The sequence below is a fragment of the Mycobacterium sp. genome, from assembly GCF_035623875.1.
Taxonomy (GTDB): Bacteria; Actinomycetota; Actinomycetes; order Mycobacteriales; family Mycobacteriaceae; genus Mycobacterium.
Map to the genome: position 1 here is coordinate 15,158 of NZ_DASPSP010000245.1, position 18,640 is coordinate 33,797.

The 18,640-nt window shown below is 65.4% G+C and carries 14 protein-coding genes and 1 pseudogene; 8 read left to right on the plus strand and 7 right to left on the minus strand.

Annotation, left to right across the window (positions count from 1 at the left end; all coding sequences use genetic code 11):
• Window positions 1–11 precede the first annotated feature (11 nt).
• The 6 genes and pseudogenes from treZ to VEI45_RS19980 form a co-directional block, all read right to left on the minus strand.
• The gene (gene treZ, locus VEI45_RS19955; RefSeq protein WP_324856257.1) at window positions 12–1,751 is read right to left on the minus strand and encodes a malto-oligosyltrehalose trehalohydrolase; all 1,740 of its coding nucleotides are present in this window, start codon (window positions 1,749–1,751) and stop codon (window positions 12–14) included.
• Window positions 1,744–4,053, minus strand: coding sequence for a malto-oligosyltrehalose synthase (treY, locus tag VEI45_RS19960; protein WP_324856258.1), 2,310 nt, complete (start codon window positions 4,051–4,053; stop codon window positions 1,744–1,746). Before treY ends, treZ begins: the two co-directional genes overlap by 8 nt.
• Before the next feature lie 3 nt (window positions 4,054–4,056).
• Window positions 4,057–6,237, minus strand: coding sequence for a glycogen debranching protein GlgX (gene glgX, locus VEI45_RS19965; RefSeq protein WP_324856259.1), 2,181 nt, complete (start codon window positions 6,235–6,237; stop codon window positions 4,057–4,059).
• A gap of 57 nt (window positions 6,238–6,294) precedes the next feature.
• Window positions 6,295–8,466, minus strand: coding sequence for an acyltransferase family protein (locus VEI45_RS19970; RefSeq protein ID WP_324856260.1), 2,172 nt, complete (start codon window positions 8,464–8,466; stop codon window positions 6,295–6,297).
• Window positions 8,467–8,545: 79 nt separating this feature from the next.
• A pseudogene (locus VEI45_RS19975) lies at window positions 8,546–9,040 on the minus strand (NlpC/P60 family protein); the annotation flags it as partial.
• Window positions 9,041–9,405: 365 nt separating this feature from the next.
• A complete protein-coding gene (locus VEI45_RS19980) occupies window positions 9,406–9,834 on the minus strand; it encodes a hypothetical protein (protein WP_324856262.1) in 429 nt (142 codons plus the stop codon).
• Window positions 9,835–10,027: 193 nt separating this feature from the next.
• On the opposite strand from VEI45_RS19980, the gene VEI45_RS19985 reads away from it, so the two are divergent.
• Genes VEI45_RS19985 through VEI45_RS20000 form a run of 4 tightly spaced genes read left to right on the plus strand, consistent with a single transcriptional unit; the run spans window position 10,028 to window position 13,692 of the window.
• Window positions 10,028–11,353, plus strand: coding sequence for an adenosylmethionine--8-amino-7-oxononanoate transaminase (locus tag VEI45_RS19985; RefSeq protein ID WP_324856263.1), 1,326 nt, complete (start codon window positions 10,028–10,030; stop codon window positions 11,351–11,353).
• A gap of 4 nt (window positions 11,354–11,357) precedes the next feature.
• Window positions 11,358–12,506: an 8-amino-7-oxononanoate synthase gene (locus VEI45_RS19990; protein WP_324856264.1), complete on the plus strand. Its 1,149-nt coding sequence runs from the start codon at window positions 11,358–11,360 to the stop codon at window positions 12,504–12,506.
• Window positions 12,503–13,183 (plus strand): dethiobiotin synthase, encoded by a 681-nt coding sequence (gene bioD / locus VEI45_RS19995; RefSeq protein ID WP_324856265.1) that lies wholly within the window; start codon window positions 12,503–12,505, stop codon window positions 13,181–13,183. Before VEI45_RS19990 ends, bioD begins: the two co-directional genes overlap by 4 nt.
• The gene (locus tag VEI45_RS20000; RefSeq protein WP_324856266.1) at window positions 13,183–13,692 is read left to right on the plus strand and encodes a 2'-5' RNA ligase family protein; all 510 of its coding nucleotides are present in this window, start codon (window positions 13,183–13,185) and stop codon (window positions 13,690–13,692) included. Before bioD ends, VEI45_RS20000 begins: the two co-directional genes overlap by 1 nt.
• Here VEI45_RS20000 and VEI45_RS20005 read toward each other — a convergent pair.
• The gene (locus VEI45_RS20005; protein WP_324856267.1) at window positions 13,685–14,881 is read right to left on the minus strand and encodes an NAD-dependent formate dehydrogenase; all 1,197 of its coding nucleotides are present in this window, start codon (window positions 14,879–14,881) and stop codon (window positions 13,685–13,687) included. The genes VEI45_RS20000 and VEI45_RS20005 overlap by 8 nt on opposite strands.
• A gap of 375 nt (window positions 14,882–15,256) precedes the next feature.
• Here VEI45_RS20005 and budA point away from each other — a divergent pair, with 375 nt between their 5' ends.
• From budA to VEI45_RS20025, 4 genes are all read left to right on the plus strand, one after another.
• Window positions 15,257–16,039 carry an acetolactate decarboxylase gene (budA, locus tag VEI45_RS20010; RefSeq protein WP_324856268.1) on the plus strand — a complete coding sequence of 261 codons (783 nt, stop codon included), beginning with the start codon at window positions 15,257–15,259 and terminating at the stop codon, window positions 16,037–16,039.
• Between the two features lies 1 nt (window position 16,040).
• On the plus strand, window positions 16,041–17,711 hold the full coding sequence (gene alsS / locus VEI45_RS20015; RefSeq protein WP_324856269.1) for an acetolactate synthase AlsS: 1,671 nt from the start codon (window positions 16,041–16,043) through the stop codon (window positions 17,709–17,711).
• A 190-nt stretch (window positions 17,712–17,901) separates the two neighbouring features.
• On the plus strand, window positions 17,902–18,381 hold the full coding sequence (locus VEI45_RS20020; RefSeq protein WP_324856270.1) for a nuclear transport factor 2 family protein: 480 nt from the start codon (window positions 17,902–17,904) through the stop codon (window positions 18,379–18,381).
• Window positions 18,382–18,409: 28 nt separating this feature from the next.
• On the plus strand, window positions 18,410–18,634 hold the full coding sequence (locus tag VEI45_RS20025) for a hypothetical protein (RefSeq protein ID WP_324856271.1): 225 nt from the start codon (window positions 18,410–18,412) through the stop codon (window positions 18,632–18,634).
• The last annotated feature ends 6 nt before the right edge of the window (window positions 18,635–18,640 follow it).

Below are 18,640 nucleotides of genomic sequence, written 5' to 3' on the forward strand. Positions count from 1 at the left end.
CCGACGGGTAGTCAGTTATCCACAGTCCGCAGGATCGCGAACGAATACGGTTGCAGGTCGGTAGTGGTGACGCCGACGCTGGGCGAAGCGGAGCACAACACCACCTCGCCGGTGACCGGGACACTCACCGCCTCGGCGCCCAGATTGCAGGCGATCGCGAGCCGGCCACGATGCATGACGATCCAGCGCCGGTCCTCGTCGTAGTCGATCACCATACGGTCTAGCCATGGATCGGCTAGGTCGGTTTCACTGCGCCGCAGTGCGATCAGGTCGTGGTAGATCCGGCGCAGTCGCGCGTGTTCACCGGTGTCGGCCTCGCTCCAGTCCAATTTCGAGCGCGCGAAGGTCTGCGGGTCCTGCGGGTCGGGAATCTCGTCAGCGTCCCAGCCGTGATCGGCGAACTCCTTCTTGCGTCCTTCGGCGGTGGCGCGCGCCAACTCGGGTTCTGGATGGGAGCTGAAGAATTGAAACGGGGTCGACGCGCCCCATTCTTCTCCCATGAAAAGCATTGCGGTGTAGGGAGACCCGAGCACCAGCGCGGCCTTAACCGCCAGCTGACCGTAGCACAGGTTCTGCGACGGGCGATCTCCCAGCGCACGATTACCGACCTGGTCGTGAGTGCAGGTGTAGGCCAGTAGCCGGGTCGCCGGAATCCCTGAGCTGTCTGCCGTGTCCAACGGCCGCCCGTGCCGCCGTTTCCGAAACGACGAATATGTCGCTGCGTGGAAGAAGCCGTTGCGCAACGTCTTCGCCAGTGTGGCCAGTGAACCGAAGTCGGCGTAGTAGCCCTGCCGCTCCCCGGACACGGCGGTGTGGATGGCGTGGTGGATGTCGTCATCCCACTGCGCAGTGATCCCGTAGCCGCCGCCAGCACGGGGCGTGATAAGCCGCGGGTCGTTCAGGTCACTCTCGGCGATCAGCGACAACGGACGGCCCAATTGCTCAGCCAGTGCCTCGGTTTCGGCCGACAGCTCTTCCAGGATGTGGATCGCGGTGGTGTCCACCAGCGCGTGCACGGCATCCAGGCGCAGGCCGTCGGCGTGGAAGTCGCGCATCCAGCGCAGCGCACAGTCGATGATGTAGCGGCGCACTTCGTCGGAGTCGGCGTCGGCGATGTTGATGCCTTCTCCCCACGGGTTACTCGCAGACGACAGGTACGGGCCGAACCGGGGCAGGTAGTTGCCGGACGGGCCAAGGTGGTTGAACACCGCATCGATCAGCACCCCCAGGCCGCGGCGATGGCAGGCGTCGACGAACCGGACCAGCCCGTCGGGTCCGCCGTAGGGTTCGTGCACGGCGTACCACAGCACCCCGTCGTATCCCCAGCCGTGCGTGCCGGAGAACGCGTTGACCGGCATCACCTCGACGAAGCCAACGCCGAGATCCACCAAATAATCCAGCTTTTCGATCGCCGAGTCGAAGGTGCCCTCGAGCGTGAAGGTGCCGATGTGCAGTTCGTAGATCACCGCACCCTGCACCGAACGGCCGGTCCAGCCGCCGTCCGTCCAGGCCTGCGCGGTCGGCTCCCACAGCTGCGAGGACCCGTGGACGCCGTCGGGCTGGCGGGGCGATCGCGGGTCGGGCAGTACCTTCGGGTCGTCGTCGAGGAGATACCCGTAGCGCGCGGTTGGTGCCGTGTCGACGGTGGCCCGCCACCAGCCGTCCCGACCGCGTGTCATTGGATAGACTTCGCCGGCGACGTCGAGGCGGACTTTCTCCGGTTTAGGTGCCCACACGGCGAATTCACGCATCGGTGCGCTCCAGCAGCGCCACCGGCAGCTCGGCGAACAACTCGGCGGCCGACACCGGCCCGGTGACCACCGCACCGGTCAACACGTCGGTCCACGAACCGTCGGGCACCGCCAATACCGTATCGCCCCAGCCGATGTGTTCGAGGTGCGCCGTCCAGCGCGTCACCGCGACCAGCACGTCGTCACCGCGCCGGAACGCCACGACATGATCGGCGCCAGCTCCCGCGGCGAGCAGCGGGTGGTAACCAGCCCGCAGGAAGGTGTCCGGACGCGCGCGACGCACCTGCAAGGCCGCTTTGACGACACGAATCTTAGGATGCTGCAGGGACTTCAGTGCCTGCCGTCGGGCGGCGTAGTCCACCGGACGCCGGTTGTCCGGATCGACCAGGCTGTCGTCCCACAACTCGGTGCCCTGATAGATGTCCGGCACGCCGGGCACGGTCAGCGCGAGCAGCTTTTGACCCAGCGCGTCACTCTCGGCGTGCGGTTGCAGCCGGATCACCAGACCGGTCAGCTCGCGCGCCACCGGCCCGTCCAGCACGGCGTCCAGCCAGCTGTGCACCGCATCCTCGAAGTCGGCGTCCGGGTCTTGCCATGTCGTGTGCCAGGCCGCTTCTCGTATCGCTTTCTCGCCGTAGGCGTGTAACCGCTCGCGCAGCTCGCCGGTAACCTCGCCGCCGACTGGCCACACGCCAAAAATGTTCTGCCACAGAAACAATCCGGTTGCCGGGTCGGGGGCAGGAGCCATGGTCTCCCAGCGGGCAACGAATTCGGCCCACAGCGACGGCACCTGCGACAGCACACCGATGCGGGCGCGGACGTCTTCGCTGCGTTTGGTGTCATGGGTGGACAACGTCGTCATCGTCTGCGGCCACAATCGGACGCGAGTTGCGGCGCGCTGATGGAATTCGGCGGCGCCGACGCCGAACCGATGTGGTTCGCCGCCAACTTCGTTCAGCGACACCAGCCGGGCGTCACGATAGAACAGGCAATCCTCGACGGCCTTGGCCGTCACCGCGCCGCACAGCTGCTGGAGCCGCGCCGCCGGCTCACCGCCGTCGGCTAACGCGGTCGCGATCATCTGCAGCGGAGCATCCAATTCCGGTGCGGCAGACTGGGTTGCCGCCAGCGCAGCGGGCAGTATCGCGGCCAAGCCGCGGTAATCGCTGCGATAGACGCCGATGTGAGTGAACAGCGCCACCAGCGCTGCGGGCAGTTGAGGATGGTCGGCGCCGGCGGCTGCGACGATGCACCGTCGCAGCCTGCCCAGCTCGCTGGCCAGGGTATCGGTGGCCGTGGCGGTCTTGAGGTCGGCCAGCATGGCCGGCATCTGCTGGTAGTCGATGCCCGCGGATTCGAACAACGCCGTCAACGCCGGTGCGCCGTTCGGGTCGACGAAAACACCGCCGACTTCCCTCAGCACGTCATAACCGGTTGTGCCGGCGATGGGGAGCGTCGGCTCCAACGCCTCGTCGACCGCGAGGATCTTCTCGATCACGATCCAGGCGTCGAGGCCGATGAGTTCGCGCAGCCGGCGCAAATACCCCGATGGATCCGACAAGCCGTCGGGATGGTCGATGCGTACGCCGTCGACCAATCCCTCGGCGAACCAGCGGGCCACCTCGGCGTGACTGGTGTCGAACACCGAACGATCTTCTTGGCGCAGCCCCGCCAGCGATGTGATCGAAAAGAAACGGCGATAACCACACCGCCCGTTCCGCCAACCGATCAGCCGGTAGTGCTGGCGCTCGTGCACTTGCGCACCGCTGCCACCGTGGGTGCCCGGCGCGATCGGCAACGCCAGCCGGCCGAGCCGCAAAATGTCGCCGTCTACCGTGAGATCGGCGGCGTCATCGTCAGAACCTAGCAGTGGCAGAACAATTCGGCTGCGCCCGGAATCCCGGTCGAGCTCCCAGTCGATGTCGAAGAACGGCGCGTAGGCCGACGACCGGCCGTGGCGCAACACATCCCACCACCATGGGTTCTGCTCCGGCTGGTCGACTCCGACATGATTGGGGACGATGTCGACGACCAGCCCCATGCCGCGGGCCCGGGCCGCCGCCGACAGCCGCGCCAAGCCCTCCGCGCCGCCGAGTTCGGCCGACACCGTAGTCGGGTCGGTGACGTCGTAGCCGTGCGTTGACCCTGCTCCGGCGGTCAAAATGGGGGACACATACACATGCGACACCCCGAGCTCGTCGAGATAGTCGAGCAGGTTCTCGGCGTCGGCGAAGGTGAATCCGAAACCGCTCGACTCACCTCGCAGCTGTAACCGGTAGGTGGACAGGACCGGAAATGCCATGCGCTACTGGGTCTTACGAAACACGAGCAGCGCTCGTCCCGGCAGGGAGACTTCGCCGCCATGGCCCACGACCAGCTTCACCTCACCGGTGGCGTCAGTGGTGTCCAGTTCCGCTGTCCACTCTTTGGCGTAGTCGTCATGAGGCATGACGAAATCCACTGCGTGGTCATGTGCGTTGAAGCACAGCAGAAACGAATCGTCGACCACCCGCTCTCCGCGTGCATCGGGCTCGGGCAGCGCCTCGCCGTTGAGGAAGACTGAGATGCACTTGCCGAAGTCGCTGTCCCAGTCCTCCGAAGTCATCTCGTCGCCCGCGGGCGTCAGCCAGGCAATGTCGCGCACCTGGTCGCCGCTTCGGATGGGACGCCCCTCGAAGAACCGGCGGCGGCGAAAGACCGGATGGCTTTTACGCAAGGCGGTCACTTTGCGGGTAAACGCCAGCTGGTCACCGTTCTTGTCCACCAGCGACCAGTCCATCCAGGACAGCTCGGAGTCCTGGCAGTAGACATTGTTGTTGCCGTACTGGGTGCGCCCTATCTCGTCGCCGTGCGCAACCATCGGAGTTCCCTGGCTGAGCATCAGCGTGGCGATGATGTTGCGCATCTGCCGCCGACGCAGATCCAGGATTTCCGGATCATCGGTAGGGCCCTCGACGCCGCAGTTCCAGGACCGGTTGTAGCTTTCGCCGTCCTGGTTGTCTTCACCGTTGGCCTCGTTGTGCTTTTCGTTGTAGGACACCAGATCGTTCAGTGTGAACCCGTCGTGGGCGACCACGAAGTTGATGCTGGCGCTCGGACGCCGGCCAGTCGCCTCGTAGAGGTCCGACGACCCGGTGAGCCGGGACGCGAACTCGCCGAGGGTGGCGGGTTCGCCCCGCCAGTAGTCACGCACGGTATCGCGGTACTTCCCGTTCCATTCGGTCCACAAACCCGGGAAGTTGCCGACCTGGTAGCCGCCTTCGCCGACGTCCCAAGGCTCGGCGATCAGCTTGACCTGGCTGACCACCGGATCCTGCTGCACCAAATCGAAGAACGCGCTCAGCCGGTCGACGTCGTAGAACTCGCGGGCCAACGTGGACGCCAGGTCGAACCGGAAGCCGTCGACGTGCATCTCGATCACCCAGTACCGCAGCGAGTCCATGATCAGCTGCAAGGTGTGCGGCATGCGGGCGTTGAGACTGTTGCCGGTGCCGGTGAAATCCTTGTAGAACCTCAGGTCCTCATCGACGAGCCGGTAGTACGCGGCGTTGTCGATGCCGCGGAAGTTGATCGTCGGGCCGAGGTGATTGCCTTCGGCGGTGTGGTTGTACACCACGTCGAGAATTACCTCGATGCCTTGCTCATGGAATGCCCGGACCATTGTCTTGAATTCACCCACCGCACCGCCGGCCTGCCGATTTGCGGCGTACTGGCTGTGCGGAGCGAAGAACCCAAAGGTGTTGTAGCCCCAGTAATTCCGCAGCCCCAACTCCAGCAGCCGACTGTCGTGGAGGAACTGGTGCACTGGCATCAATTCAATCGCGGTGGCATTCAGCGATTTGAGGTGATCGATGATCGCCGGGTGCGCCAGACCGGCGTAAGTGCCACGGAGTGCTTCGGGGACAGCCGGGTGGGTCTGGGTCATCCCTTTGACATGCGCCTCGTAGATGACCGTCTCGTGATAGGGCGTTCGCGGCGACCGGTCGGTCGCCCAGTCGAAAAACGGATTGATGACCACGCTGGTCATGGTGTGCCCGAGCGAATCGACCTGCGGGGGAGTGCCGGTCTCGGCCGGATCTTCAGCAGCGACGGCCGTGTCGTAGGAGAACAGCGCCTGGCCGAACTTGAACTCGCCGTCGAACGACTTGCCGTACGGGTCGAGCAATAGCTTGCTGGGGTCACATCGGTGACCGGCTGAGGGGTCGAATGGTCCGTGAACCCGAAACCCGTAGCGCTGCCCTGGGCTGACCGTCGGCAGGTAGGCGTGCCAAATGTATCCGTCGACCTCGTCGAGGGGGATCCGAGTCTCGTGCCCGTCCTTGTGAATCAGGCACAACTCGACCTTTTCCGCGATCTCGGAGAACAGCGCGAAGTTGGTGCCACCGCCGTCGAAAGTGGCGCCCAGTGGATAGCTACTTCCGGGCCATACGGTGGCCAGTGCGGGCGGAGTCGCAGCGGCACCATTGGTCGGATCTGACGGCGGCATCCTTCGACCTTATCGGCGGCCGGATCTGATCGCCCTGCTGCCCATCGTCGCCGGGCGTCACCACCAGCCGGTGGCCGCCCCGACCTGCCCACCCAGCTCATTAGTCATGGTGCGCATGTAGGTGGCCGACAGATGATGAGCGTCGTGGTATACCAACACGTTTCCCTCGACGGCAGGGCAGATGTCGGGACGGCAGACGGCATCGCTCATGTCCAGCGGTTTGAGCAGGGGGAACTGCTCGACCCAGTCGAGGGTGGGGTTGTGGTCGGCCAGCACGTCGGAGCGCTTGATACCGCACGACAGTGCGTCACCGCCCTTGGCCAGGCAGTCCGACGGGTTGAACGGCTGACCGTCTTTGACCAGCCACGGGGTGTCCCGCATTGCGAGGATCGGAATGTTGTTGTCGGAGAACGTTTGCCAGATCCCGACATACGTTCCGGGCATCACATCTCCGGGCTTGATGTTCCAGGGCCGGGTCGACGTGGTGAACACGTAGTCCGGATGGTCAGCTACCACCTTGGCCATCACCTTGGGCACCCAGTCGCGGCACTCCGGGTACGGCGCATTGTTGCCCATCACCAACGGCATCTTTTCGGTGGACAGCGGACAGCCCATCTTGAGGTAGGTCGTCACCTTGAAGTGGTACCTGCGGCCGAGGATGTCCAGCGCGGTCAGCCAGTGCTCGGCATGCGAGCCGCCGGCAAGGGCGATGGTGCGGGTGGCGTTCTTGTCGCCGTAGGTGCACGTGATCACCGAAGTGTTGGCAAAGTCGTTGATGCAGCCGTCGCGGGTGGACGGCGGGTAATCCGTCTGGGCTTCCAGCACAGTGGGCCGCGTCCGGAGCTTGGGTACTCGCACATTTTTGACGAGGGCGCGGGCACCGGGATAGTCGTGGGAATTGAGCCCACTGAGCTCCTTGCCGCTGGCGCGCTCCACGCTGACATGCTCGACCCAGGTGAACGCGGTCGCGGTGAGCGTCACGCCCAGCATCGCCACCGTCGATCCCAGCGCCATGGTGGGACGGCGTAGCCGCACCCGCCATGGGATAGCCGGGACCGGTGCGGGCACGGTATCCACGGCTCCGCGGTGGCGCAGGGGATCTTCGACGAAACGGTTGGTCAGATATGCCAGCACTCCGGATATCAGCAATACTGCCGTGCCCTCGACGAAGTTGGCGTGCCGGTGGCCGGTGTACGCGAGCCAGAAGATCAGCAGCGGCCAGTGCCAGAGGTACAGCGAGTAGGCCATCGCGCCGAGCTTTACCAAGGGCTCGGCCGCCAGCAGCCGGTTCGGCAGTGGCAGTTTCTCGCTGGTGGTGGGATCGGCGTACCGGTTGGCGCCGGCCAGGATGAACAGCACGGCTGCCCCGACGGGCACCAGCGCCCAGGGCCCCGGAAACTCCTTGACGCCGTCGATGAGCGCGCCGCAGGACAACACCGCCGCCAAGGCGATCGTGGCGATCACCGTGCGCAGCCACATCGGCCACCGGATGTAGGGGACCAGCGCGCCGACGAGCGCCCCCAGTAGCAGCTCCCAAGCCCGCGCAAAGCTGTTGTAGTAGGCGGTCGCCTGGTTGGCTTGGTGGGCAAAGTTCGCGTAGACAAACGACGCCACCGCCAGCGCGCTGAGCAGCCCTACGAACGTCGTCCGCAACCGGTTGCCGAGACGGCGCCGGAACAGAAACGCGAATCCGAAAACCAGCGCCAGGAACGCGATATAGAACTGGCCCTGCACCGACATCGACCAGATGTGCTGCAGCGGGCTGACCGCCTCGCCCGCCCGCAGATAGTCAGCCACCGTGCTGGCCAGCTCCCAGTTCTGGTAGTAGCCGAGGCTGGCCAGGCTCTGGTCGGCGAAGGTCTCCCAGCGGGTCTCCGGCTGAATGAGGATGGTCAGCATCCCGCACCCTGCCAGCACCACCACGAGAGCCGGCAGCAGCCTGCGGACCAGTCGAAGCACTTCGGGCACCGGCGACAGCGACGAGGCCGGGTTCAGCGCCGCGCGAAGCAACTTGCCGCCGAAGAAGAAGCCGGACAGCGCCAAGAACACGTCCACCCCGCCGGAAACCCGGCCGAACCACACGTGGAACATCGCGACCAGTGCGATGGCGATGCCACGCAGCCCGTCGAGGTCGTGGCGGTAAAACCCTGCTTTCCGGTTTCCCATCGAGGACTGGGCGGATTCCGCGATGGTGGCGACGGCCGGCCGGGTCGGGGAGACGGTCATCATGATTGACAGACAATCTACCCAACCCGGCGACCGCCGACACTGCGCTAACGGCGCGCCGGCGGGTTGCCGGTCAGGACTCGATGATTCGGGTCAAGTAGGGGACCATCCCGCTTGTGCGCGCCGCCGAGACCGTGACGGCAGGCTCGGTGGCCTCGATCATCTGGCCGTTGCCCAGGTACATCGCGACGCTTTGCGTGCCACCGGGGCCATAGCAGAGCAAGTCGCCAGGGTGCGCTTGCGAGGGCGCAACTTTGCGGCCGACGTTGCATTGCTCGCCCGAGGTCCGCGGCATCTTGAGCCCTGCGCCGGCATAGGCGTACTGGATCAAACCTGACGCGTCGAATCCGACGACGTTCGCTTTTAGCCCGGTTCCGCGGGTGGGGCCGGCGGCGTTGCCGCCGCCGTACAGGAACGGCACACCGCGCTGTGAAAGCGCGCGCTGAATCACATAGCTGGTCGACTGCTGATAGCCGACCAGCGTGGGGCCCGGGTCAGCTGTCGCGGAGTGGGGGTTGATCATCGGTAGCGCCAGCAACAGGGCCAGACTGGTCGGGACGGCGTAGCTGCCTCTCATGTGGATCACCTCTCTGTGGCCTCAGCGCCGTGACTTCGCGCATCCGCCGTCATTCCTGCCGGTTCACCGCAGAGATTCATGCGCTGGCCTGCCCCGTTGGGGGCCGCACGCCGTCACCTAATGTCCGTGAGGACATGGAAGAAGACGCGAACCCTCGATGAACCGCTGAATTCACAACAGTCACTACAGACACTTTGGCAACAAATGGCTGCGGCGGCTATAGCGAAGGCGCTTCACAAAGGATTTTTTGTCGTACCGTGACCGAACGGTGACCGCTCGCAGGTCGGCGACTCAATCTTGCGTGGGCAGTTGTGATTTCGGTCTCATCGCGGTTTCTGTGAACACGTGATGCCGGGCTGGCGCCCTCAGTGCCAATACTGGCTGCAAAAAGCGGTCAAAACAGAACCTGCCACCGAGCTCAACAGGATGATCGCGATCGCCAAGAGCGGCCAGAAGGACAGGTACCAACCCTTCAGCAGGGACACCACGGGGCCGACCACGGCCGCCGCGATCGCCGCACCGATACTGCCCCAGACCACCGGGTAGATATAGAAGTCGACGCCGTATGGCACCGGCGGGCAGTCGTCACCCGTGCACACGTCCTTCAGGAAGCCGAAGAGCCGCGATCCCCAATCCGTCGCGGTGGCCGCGACCAGGAGCGTCGCCAGCAACGCGATCGTGCAGATGACGTCCCATGGGACAAGTCGCAACCGCAGTACCGGAGGCGCGGAAGGGGCTGAGGAACGGGCAGAATCGCCCGTGGACGGGTCATAGAACTGTTGCGGCGAAGCCATAGTTGCTTAATGCTGCCGGATGGTCAGCGTTTCTGCGACAGAAGGCTGCGGGCCGCAGGGCACGGCCACAGCGCCGCTCCTCTTTATCGCTTCAAATTGCCCGACTCCTCCTCACCCCGCTTCGCGGGCTGCATCGTCGTCAGGCGCTGCATCGTCGCCGGCGCGTCGATCGGCTGCTTTACCCTCGTTCTCTATGACTTCTGCGGCCGCAGGGACGTCTGGGCTCACACCCGAGCAGATCAGCGCGATCGACGCGGCGCATTTATGGCATCCCTACAGCACCATCGGCGCCGAAGCAGTGGCCCCGGTGGTCGCCGTCGGCGCCCGGGGCGCCCGCCTGACGCTGATCCGCGACGGTGAGCCGGTCGAGGTGCTCGATGCGATGAGCTCCTGGTGGACGGCCATCCACGGGCACGGTCACCCGGTCCTGGACGCGGCGATGGCCGGGCAGCTGGCGACGATGAACCACGTCATGTTCGGCGGACTGACCCATGAGCCCGCCGCGCGGTTGGCGCAGCTGCTGGTCGACATCACGCCATCGGGGCTGGAGACGGTGTTCTTCTGCGACTCCGGATCGGTGTCGGTGGAGGTCGCGGTGAAGATGGCGCTGCAGTACTGGCGCAGCCGCGGCCGGCCCGGCAAACGGCGGCTGATGACCTGGCGCGGCGGCTATCACGGCGACACCTTCACACCGATGAGCATCTGCGACCCCGACGGCGGCATGCACTCGCTGTGGACCGACATCCTGGCCCGGCAAGTGTTCGCCCCGCAGGTGCCCCGCGACTACGACGCCGCCTACAGCGCGGCGTTCGAGGCGCAGCTGGCCGGCCACGCCGACGAACTTGCGGCGGTCGTCGTCGAGCCGGTGGTACAGGGCGCAGGCGGGATGCGCTTCCACGATCCGCGCTACCTGGCCGACCTGCGGGAGATCTGCCGTCGGTACGACGTGCTGCTGGTGTTCGACGAGATCGCCACCGGATTCGGCCGTACCGGCGAACTGTTCGCCGCCGACCACGCCGGCGTCAGCCCCGACATCATGTGCGTCGGCAAGGCGCTCACCGGCGGATACCTCAGCCTGGCCGCGACCCTGTGCACCACCGACGTCGCGCACACCATCAGCTCCGGTGAGGCGGGGGCGCTGATGCACGGTCCCACCTTCATGGCCAACCCGCTGGCCTGCGCCGTGTCGGTGGCCAGCGTCGACTTGCTGCTCGGCCAAGACTGGCGGTCGTCGGTTGCCGAGATCAGCGCCGGGCTGACTACCGGACTGGAACCGGCGCGTGCACTGCCGTCGGTGACCGACGTCCGGGTGTGCGGGGCGATCGGTGTCATCGAGTGCGACCGGCCTGTCGACCTGCCGATCGCCACCCCGGCAGCCATCGACCACGGGGTGTGGCTACGACCGTTCCGCAACCTGGTGTACGCGATGCCGCCGTTCATCTGTACGCCTGACGAGATCGCGCAGGTCACCTCAGCGATGCTCGCGGTGGCGCGGCTCACCGGCTCTCGTAGGCTCTAATGCGATGACGCAGATCGATACTTCACCGCTAGCTTGGCTGGAGGCGGTGGAACAGCAGCGCCGGCAGGCCGGACTGCGACGCGCGTTGCGCCCGCGTCCGGCGGTGGCCACCGAACTCGACCTGGCGTCCAACGACTATTTGGGTCTGTCGCAGCACGCGCAAGTCATCGAAGGCGGAGTGGACGCGCTGCGCACCTGGGGTGCTGGCGCCACCGGTTCACGGCTGGTCACCGGTAACACCCTGCTGCACGAGGAATTCGAGTCTGTCCTCGCTGAATTTGTCGGCGCTGCAACAGGTTTGGTGTTCTCCTCCGGATACACCGCCAACCTGGGAGCGGTCGTCGGATTGTCCGGCCCGGGTTCGCTGCTGGTCTCGGATGCCTACTCGCACGCCTCGCTGGTCGACGCGTGCCGGCTGTCGCGCGCCCGGGTGGTGGTGACCCCGCATCGCGATGTCGACGCCGTCGAGGCGGCGCTGGCGTCGCGGGACGAGGAGCGCGCCGTCGTCATCACCGAGTCGGTGTTTTCCGCCGACGGTGCGCTGGCTCCGGTGCGACGGCTGCACGAGGTGTGCCGCCGGCACCGTGCGCTGCTCATCGTCGACGAGGCCCACGGTCTGGGTGTCCGTGGCGCCGGCGGGCGCGGGCTGCTGCACGAGTTGGGGCTGGCCGGCGCGCCCGACGTGGTAATGACCACGACACTGTCCAAGGCGCTGGGCAGCCAGGGCGGCGCGGTGCTGGCATCGGCGCCCGTGCGCGATCACCTGATCGACGCCGCCCGGCCGTTTATTTTCGACACCGGTCTGGCACCGGCGGCGGTCGGCGCCGCGCTGGCCGCGCTGCGCATCCTGACCGCCGAGGCGTGGCGGCCCGAAGCGGTGCTGCGGCATGCGGGCACGTTGGCGCAGGTCTGCGAGGTACCCACAGCGCCGCAATCGGCAGTGGTGTCGGTGATCCTTGGCGCGCCCGAAGTGGCGCTGGCCGCGGCCACAGCCTGCCTGGATGCCGGGGTTCGGGTGGGCTGCTTCCGGCCGCCGACCGTGCCGGCCGGTACGTCGCGGTTGCGGCTCACCGCGCGCGCCTCGCTGGACGCCGACGACCTCGAGCTGGCCCGCACTGTGCTGACCGACGTGCTCTGCGCGGCACGGCGTTGACGGTTCTGATCGTCACCGGGACGGGGACCGGGGTCGGTAAGACCGTCGCTACCGCGGCCCTGACGTCCGCCGCGCGGCAGGCCGGCGTCGACGTCGCGGTGTGCAAACCGGTGCAGACCGGCACCGACGCCGGTGACGACGACCTGGCCGAGGTGACCCGGCTGTCGGGGCTGACCAAGGTGGTAGGGCTGGCGCGGTATCCGCAACCGCTGGCGCCGTTGGCCGCCGCCGAGCAGGCGGGGAAGTCATTGCCCACCCGCCGCAACGTGCTGAAACTCATCCGCGCACTAGACCGCCCGGGACAGTTGACGTTGGTCGAGGGCGCCGGCGGCCTGCTGGTCGAACTTGCCGCGGAAGGTGTGACGTTGCGGGATCTCGCGGCCGACCTGGGGGCCGCGGTGCTGGTGGTGGCCACCGCCGAGCTCGGTACCCTTAATCACACCGCGCTGACAGTGGAATCACTTGCATCACAAGGAATTTCGTGCGCCGGGCTGGTGATCGGCACCTGGCCGGTGCAGCCGGGCGTGGTGGAGACATCCAACCGGTCTGCGCTGGCACGCCTGGCGCCGCTGCGCGCCGCGCTGCCGGCCGGTGCCGCATCGATGCGCATCGGCGAGTTCGCCGCCATGAGCGCGCACGCCTTCGACCGGAAATGGGTAACCGGGCTGGTTGGCTGATGGTTCATTCGATCGAGCTGGTCTTCGACCGCGACACCGAAGCGGCGATCCGGCGCATCTGGGGTGATCTGGCCGCGGCGGGCATACCCAGCCAGGCGCCGGCCAGTCGTCCGCACATGACGCTGGTGGCGGCCGAGCGGATCGCGCCCGACGTCGAGGCACCGCTGCGGCCAGTGGCGCAGCGACTGCCACTGAGGTGCGCCGTCGGGGCGTCGCTGCTATTCGGCAGATCCAACGCCGTGCTGGCCCGTCTTATCGTGCCGACGGCCGAGCTGCTGGCGTTGCACGCCGAGGTGCACCGACTCTGCGGCCCGTATCTGGCGCCCGGCCCTATGCCGAACAGCCTGCCCGGGCAGTGGACGGCGCATGTCACGCTGGCCCGCCGAGTTGGGGGAGCCCAACTCGGGCGGGCCCTGCGTCTCGCGGGTCGACCGTCAGAGATTCGCGGCACCATGGCGGGTTTGCGCCGCTGGGACGGCAACAAACGCGTCGAGCACCTGATCAGCTGACCGGCTGACCGCTGCTCCCGGGACTGGCACCACTGCCTGCGGTGTAGGACGCCTTTCCGGTGCCGGCCAGCGCTCCGCCGGCCACGATCAGGTATTCATCGCGGATGGGTCGGTCGGCGAACCAGTCTTCGAGGATCTCTCGCGTCCCCGCGGCATAGCGGGCTTGGGCCGACAGCGTGGTGCCCGAGATGTGCGGGGTCATCGCGTTATGCGGCATGCTGCGCCACGGGTGATCGGCGGGCGGTGGCTGCGGGTACCACACATCGCCGGCGTAGCCGGCCAGCTGACCACTCTTCAGCGCAGCGACCACCGCGTCGCGCACGCAGATTTCGGCGCGGGCGGTGTTGACGATGTAGGAGCCGTGCCGCATCGACGCCAGCAGCTTATCGTCGAACAGGTGGTAGGTCTGCGGGTGCAGCGGAGCGTGGATGGAAACCACGTCGACCGCGCGCACCAGCGACGCGGCATCGGGATGGTAGGTGACACCCAGTTCGTGCTCGACATCGTCGGGCAGCCGGCGAGTGTCGGTGTAGTGCAGGTTGACGTCGAAGGGTATCAGGCGGCGCAACACGGCTTGGCCGATGCGGCCGGCGGCGATCACCCCGACGTCCATTCCCTCGACGTCGTATGAGTGCGCGACGCAGTCGGCGATATTCCAGCCCCCGTCGGTCGCCCATTTGTGTGACGGGACGAAGTTGCGCACCAACGCCAAGATCTGCATGACGGCGTGCTCGGCGACGCTGATGCTGTTACAGAAGGTGACCTCAGCGACGGTGATCCCGCGGGCAATCGCCGCGTCGAGATCGACGTGGTCCGAACCGATCCCGGCAGTGAGGGCCAGCTTCAGATTAGGAGCCTTGGCGATCCGCTCGGCGGTCAAATATGCCGGCCAAAAGGGTTGGGAGATAACGATATCAGCGTCTGGTAGTTCACGTTCGAACTCCGAGTCCGGGCCGTCCTTGTCTGAGGTCACGACCAGCTGGTGGCCGCCGTCTTCGAGGAACTTACGCAACCCCAGTGCGCCAGACACGCACCCCAGCAGCTCGCCGGGAGTGAAATCGATTTTTGACGGGCTCGGCAAGGTCTGGCCACCCGGGTATCGGTGTATCACCGGGATGCTGTCGCGCGCGTACTTCGGCGGATAGCCAGTGACCGGATCTGGGTACAAAACGAGTAGTACTTTGGCCATCGCTTTCTCCTTTTTGAGACCCCGGTGGACCGATCTTGTGGGCGGCGGGTCGACTACTTTATGGGATCCAACCTAGACTTCATCGCCTCGACGCTGATCGCTTTCCTGCGCGGCGACTCGATGAATACCTATTCGCGACCGGACCGCATTACCGCTTAGAGCCCTCACCCGATTAGCGTCCGGGCCGCGGGGCCGCGTTGACGACGCGGCGAATGAGCGAAACAATCCGAGTTGCCTACCGGATGTCGCGACAACGTCGTCGCTCACCCACCGACCCGAGAAGGGGCAGGATGGACGGTTGCGTTTCGCAATTGCCAAGCCCATCAATCGATTTAGCGCGCCACGTGTTACGCGACCTCTGTTCGGAAACCTACCATGGCCTTTGACCCGGCCGACTCCGCTGCGAGCGTCCTGCGCGGCTGGGCGCGCGCGATGCTCGCGCATCGCCATGGCAGCGAGGTCTACCAGACCTCGACGATGGGCGCGTTGCTCGATGGCGTCTACGACGGTGATGTCACGATCCAGGAGCTGTTGCGGCACGGCAACTTTGGCCTGGGCACTTTCAATGGCCTCGACGGCGAAATGCTGGTGCTCGACGGAGTCTGCTATCAATTGCGCGGTGACGGTAGCGCGCGGGTCGCCGATCCGGACCAACGCACCCCGTTTGCGGTTGTCACCTGGTTCGCCGCCGACCGCACATTCGATGTGTCCGTGCCGATCGACCGTGCCGAGCTCAAAGCGCGCATCGACAAGTCGCTGCCGAGCACCAACCTCATCGTGGCCGTCCGCGTCACCGGCGATTTCAGCGTGATTCGTACCCGCACGGTGACCGAGCAACACCGGCCCTACCGACCGTTCACCGAAGCCACCGAAGACCAGCAGGAGCTGACCTTCACCGACGTGACCGGGACGCTCGCCGGATTCCGGATGCCCGACTACGAACAAGGTATTTCGGTCGCCGGCTACCATTCCCATTTCGTCGACGCCGAGCGTCATCACGGCGGACACGCCCTCGATTACCGGTTAACCCGGGGCACCGTCGAGATCGGTCTCCGCTCCGATCTGCACTTGAGTCTGCCGCGCACACCGGAATTCCTTGCCGCCGAATTGAATAAAGCCGACCTCGACACTCAAATCCGTCGCACCGAGGGAGAATGACGTGAGCGAAAGCGACGTGCGATCCGCCCAGCGCGTGCTCGAGACGCTAGCGGCATACGGCATCCAATTCATCTTCGGCGTGCCCGGGGCCAAGATCGACCCGGTCTTCGACGCTCTGGCTGACGGCGGCCCGGAGTTGGTAGTTTGCCGCCACGAGCAGAACGCGGCGTTCATGGCTGCCGCGGTCGGCCGGCTCACCGGAACCCCTGGTGTGGCGTTGGTGACGTCGGGACCGGGCACCACCAACTTGGCCACCGGCCTGATCACTGCTACCACCGAGCAGGACCCGATGGTCGCCGTCTGCGGGGCCGTCGCCCGCGCCGACCGCCTCAAGCGCACCCATCAATCGATGGACGCTGTTGCGGCGCTTAAACCCTTCACGAAATACACCGGGGAGGTCAACGACCCCGATAACGTGCCCGAGGCTGTCGCCAACGCCATCCGCGCCGCAGTCGCGGCACCCCGGGGTGCCGCCGCTGTCGTGCTCCCCGCTGATGTGTCGGCGGCTGCCACATCAGCAGCGATTGTGAAGCCATCGCCGGTGCCGGCTCTAGGCGCGGCACCGGCAGCCCGAATCAAGCAGGCCGCCAACGTGATTCGGGCGGCGCAGCGTCCGGTGCTATTCGTCGGTGTTCGCGTCGGCGATCCGGAACCGTGCGCGGCACTGCGTGAGTTGCTCGCGGTCACCGACCTGCCGGTGGTGGAGACATTTCAAGCCGCCGGTGTGGTGTCGCGAGACCTCGAGGATCACTTCGTCGGGCGCGTCGGGTTGTTCCGCAATCAACCGGGCGACGTCCTGATCAGCCACGCAGATGTATTGGTGACGGTCGGGTTCGACCCGGTTGAATACGATCCGCGGTTCTGGAACTCGGATCCGACCCGCACGCTGATCCACATCGACGAGATCCCCGCCGACATCGACCACTACTATCAGCCGGCGCTGGAACTGCGCGGCGACATCGCCGCGACCCTCACCGAATTGATCCCACCGCTTTCGGGGCTGCGACTGTCTGAGCAGGCCGGCGTCGCCGTCGCCGAGCAGCGCACAGCGCTGGCCCAGATCGACGACGAAGCACGCGCACACCCCGATACCGCCGTCGGCCCGAACCCGGCGGCGCTCGTCCTCAAAATTCGGGACCTGATCGACGACGACGCGACCGTCGCTTGCGACATCGGCTCCCACTACATCTACATGGCCAGGCACTTTCGTGTTTACCAACCTCGGCGGCTGCTGTTCTCCGATGGCCAACAGACCCTCGGCGTCGCATTGCCATGGGCCATGGCCGCCGCGATGGTTCGGCCGGGCACTCAGGTGGTGTCGGTATCCGGTGACGGTGGATTCCTGTTCAGCGCACAAGAATTGGAGACCGCGACTCGCTTGGGACTCAGTTTCACTCACGTCATCATGCGCGACAACGCCTATGACATGGTTGCGTTCCAAGAGCAGCTCAAGTACGGGCGCACGTCAGGGGTGCAACTGGGCGACTATGACATCGCGCACTACGCCGCAGCGTTCGGTGCCAAAGGCATCCGGGTCGGCGGCATGACCGAGTTCGAGGCCGCGTTCAAACAATCTCTGAACGAACCCGGAATCACCATCATCGACATACGCGTCGATTACAGCCGCAACACCGAACTGTTTGCGGAGCTGCACGAGGACGTCGTGGAATGACGTCCCACCAGTGACCGCCGGTTTCCCATGCGCTGAACGATGCTTGAAACATGTGGATGTGCTTAGGCTGGGCGTACCTTTTCGGGTGGTCAGTCGAAGGTTCGAAGCAGGGCGCTGCTGATTTCAGCGGATAGCTCTGCACGCGAATTACGCGCAACCGAGAAATAGTAATAAAATGAAGGCTGGCAAAATGAAAAAGATAGACCCAGAAGTAGTCGTAAGACAATATATAGATGCCAAGGACAACCATCGTTGGAACGAAGTAGTCTCATTGCTCGACCCCGAGTTCACCAGCACCGATCCCGCAATCCCTGAGCCTGTCAAGGGCATCGAGGCTGTCTCTCAATTCTTCCCAATGCTAGAGCACGTCTACATGCAGACTGAGATCCTCATGATGGCATCTAAGGGTGAGGATGTGGCTGCGGAACTCGCTGTTACTTGCACATTCGACAAACCAAGTGACTCTGCAGCAACCCTGCCTACTAGCCCGTCAATCGTTGTTAAAATGGCTAAATTCTATAAAGTCAATTCCAACGGACTCCTGATGGATGAGCGCGAATACTCTAACCCAGCCGCCAAATCTGCGTTACTTGGGTCCGAGGCTGCTGCTCAATTCCAGGCTCTCGGGGAGGAAGCGGCGACGCGTCACGCGGGCTGCGCTGAGTCCTGAACGCTGGTCCGGCCAGCAGGATCCAATGATGCGCCAGGAACTCGACGTGCGGATCAGTCACTTGGGTTCACCCCTGGGGCTGCACTTTCTACCCCAACTGCGTACCCGCGGCCGCCGCTGCAACCACATCACGTTTGTGCAGGTGCACACCGCTGGCCTAGCCTGGGCACCGTTCAACGCAGGCTGCGATGAGCCCAGGGCGTTTTCGTCCCGGGTGCTCGGACACGACACGATGTGGTTCAACCAGACATAAGGAGTA

Excerpts from the sequence above, each read along its gene's own strand:
- VEI45_RS20000 (WP_324856266.1), top strand. The coding sequence starts at position 13,183 with ATGGTTCATTCGATCGAGCTGGTCTTCGACCGCGACACCGAAGCGGCG.
- VEI45_RS19985 (WP_324856263.1), top strand. The coding sequence starts at position 10,028 with ATGACTTCTGCGGCCGCAGGGACGTCTGGGCTCACACCCGAGCAGATC.
- VEI45_RS19980 (WP_324856262.1), bottom strand. The coding sequence starts at position 9,834 with ATGGCTTCGCCGCAACAGTTCTATGACCCGTCCACGGGCGATTCTGCC.
- treY (WP_324856258.1), bottom strand. The coding sequence starts at position 4,053 with ATGGCATTTCCGGTCCTGTCCACCTACCGGTTACAGCTGCGAGGTGAG.
- VEI45_RS19970 (WP_324856260.1), bottom strand. The coding sequence starts at position 8,466 with ATGATGACCGTCTCCCCGACCCGGCCGGCCGTCGCCACCATCGCGGAA.
- VEI45_RS20020 (WP_324856270.1), top strand. The coding sequence starts at position 17,902 with ATGAAAAAGATAGACCCAGAAGTAGTCGTAAGACAATATATAGATGCC.
- VEI45_RS19990 (WP_324856264.1), top strand. The coding sequence starts at position 11,358 with ATGACGCAGATCGATACTTCACCGCTAGCTTGGCTGGAGGCGGTGGAA.
- glgX (WP_324856259.1), bottom strand. The coding sequence starts at position 6,237 with ATGCCGCCGTCAGATCCGACCAATGGTGCCGCTGCGACTCCGCCCGCA.
- treZ (WP_324856257.1), bottom strand. The coding sequence starts at position 1,751 with ATGCGTGAATTCGCCGTGTGGGCACCTAAACCGGAGAAAGTCCGCCTC.
- VEI45_RS20005 (WP_324856267.1), bottom strand. The coding sequence starts at position 14,881 with ATGGCCAAAGTACTACTCGTTTTGTACCCAGATCCGGTCACTGGCTAT.
- VEI45_RS20025 (WP_324856271.1), top strand. The coding sequence starts at position 18,410 with ATGCGCCAGGAACTCGACGTGCGGATCAGTCACTTGGGTTCACCCCTG.
- budA (WP_324856268.1), top strand. The coding sequence starts at position 15,257 with ATGGCCTTTGACCCGGCCGACTCCGCTGCGAGCGTCCTGCGCGGCTGG.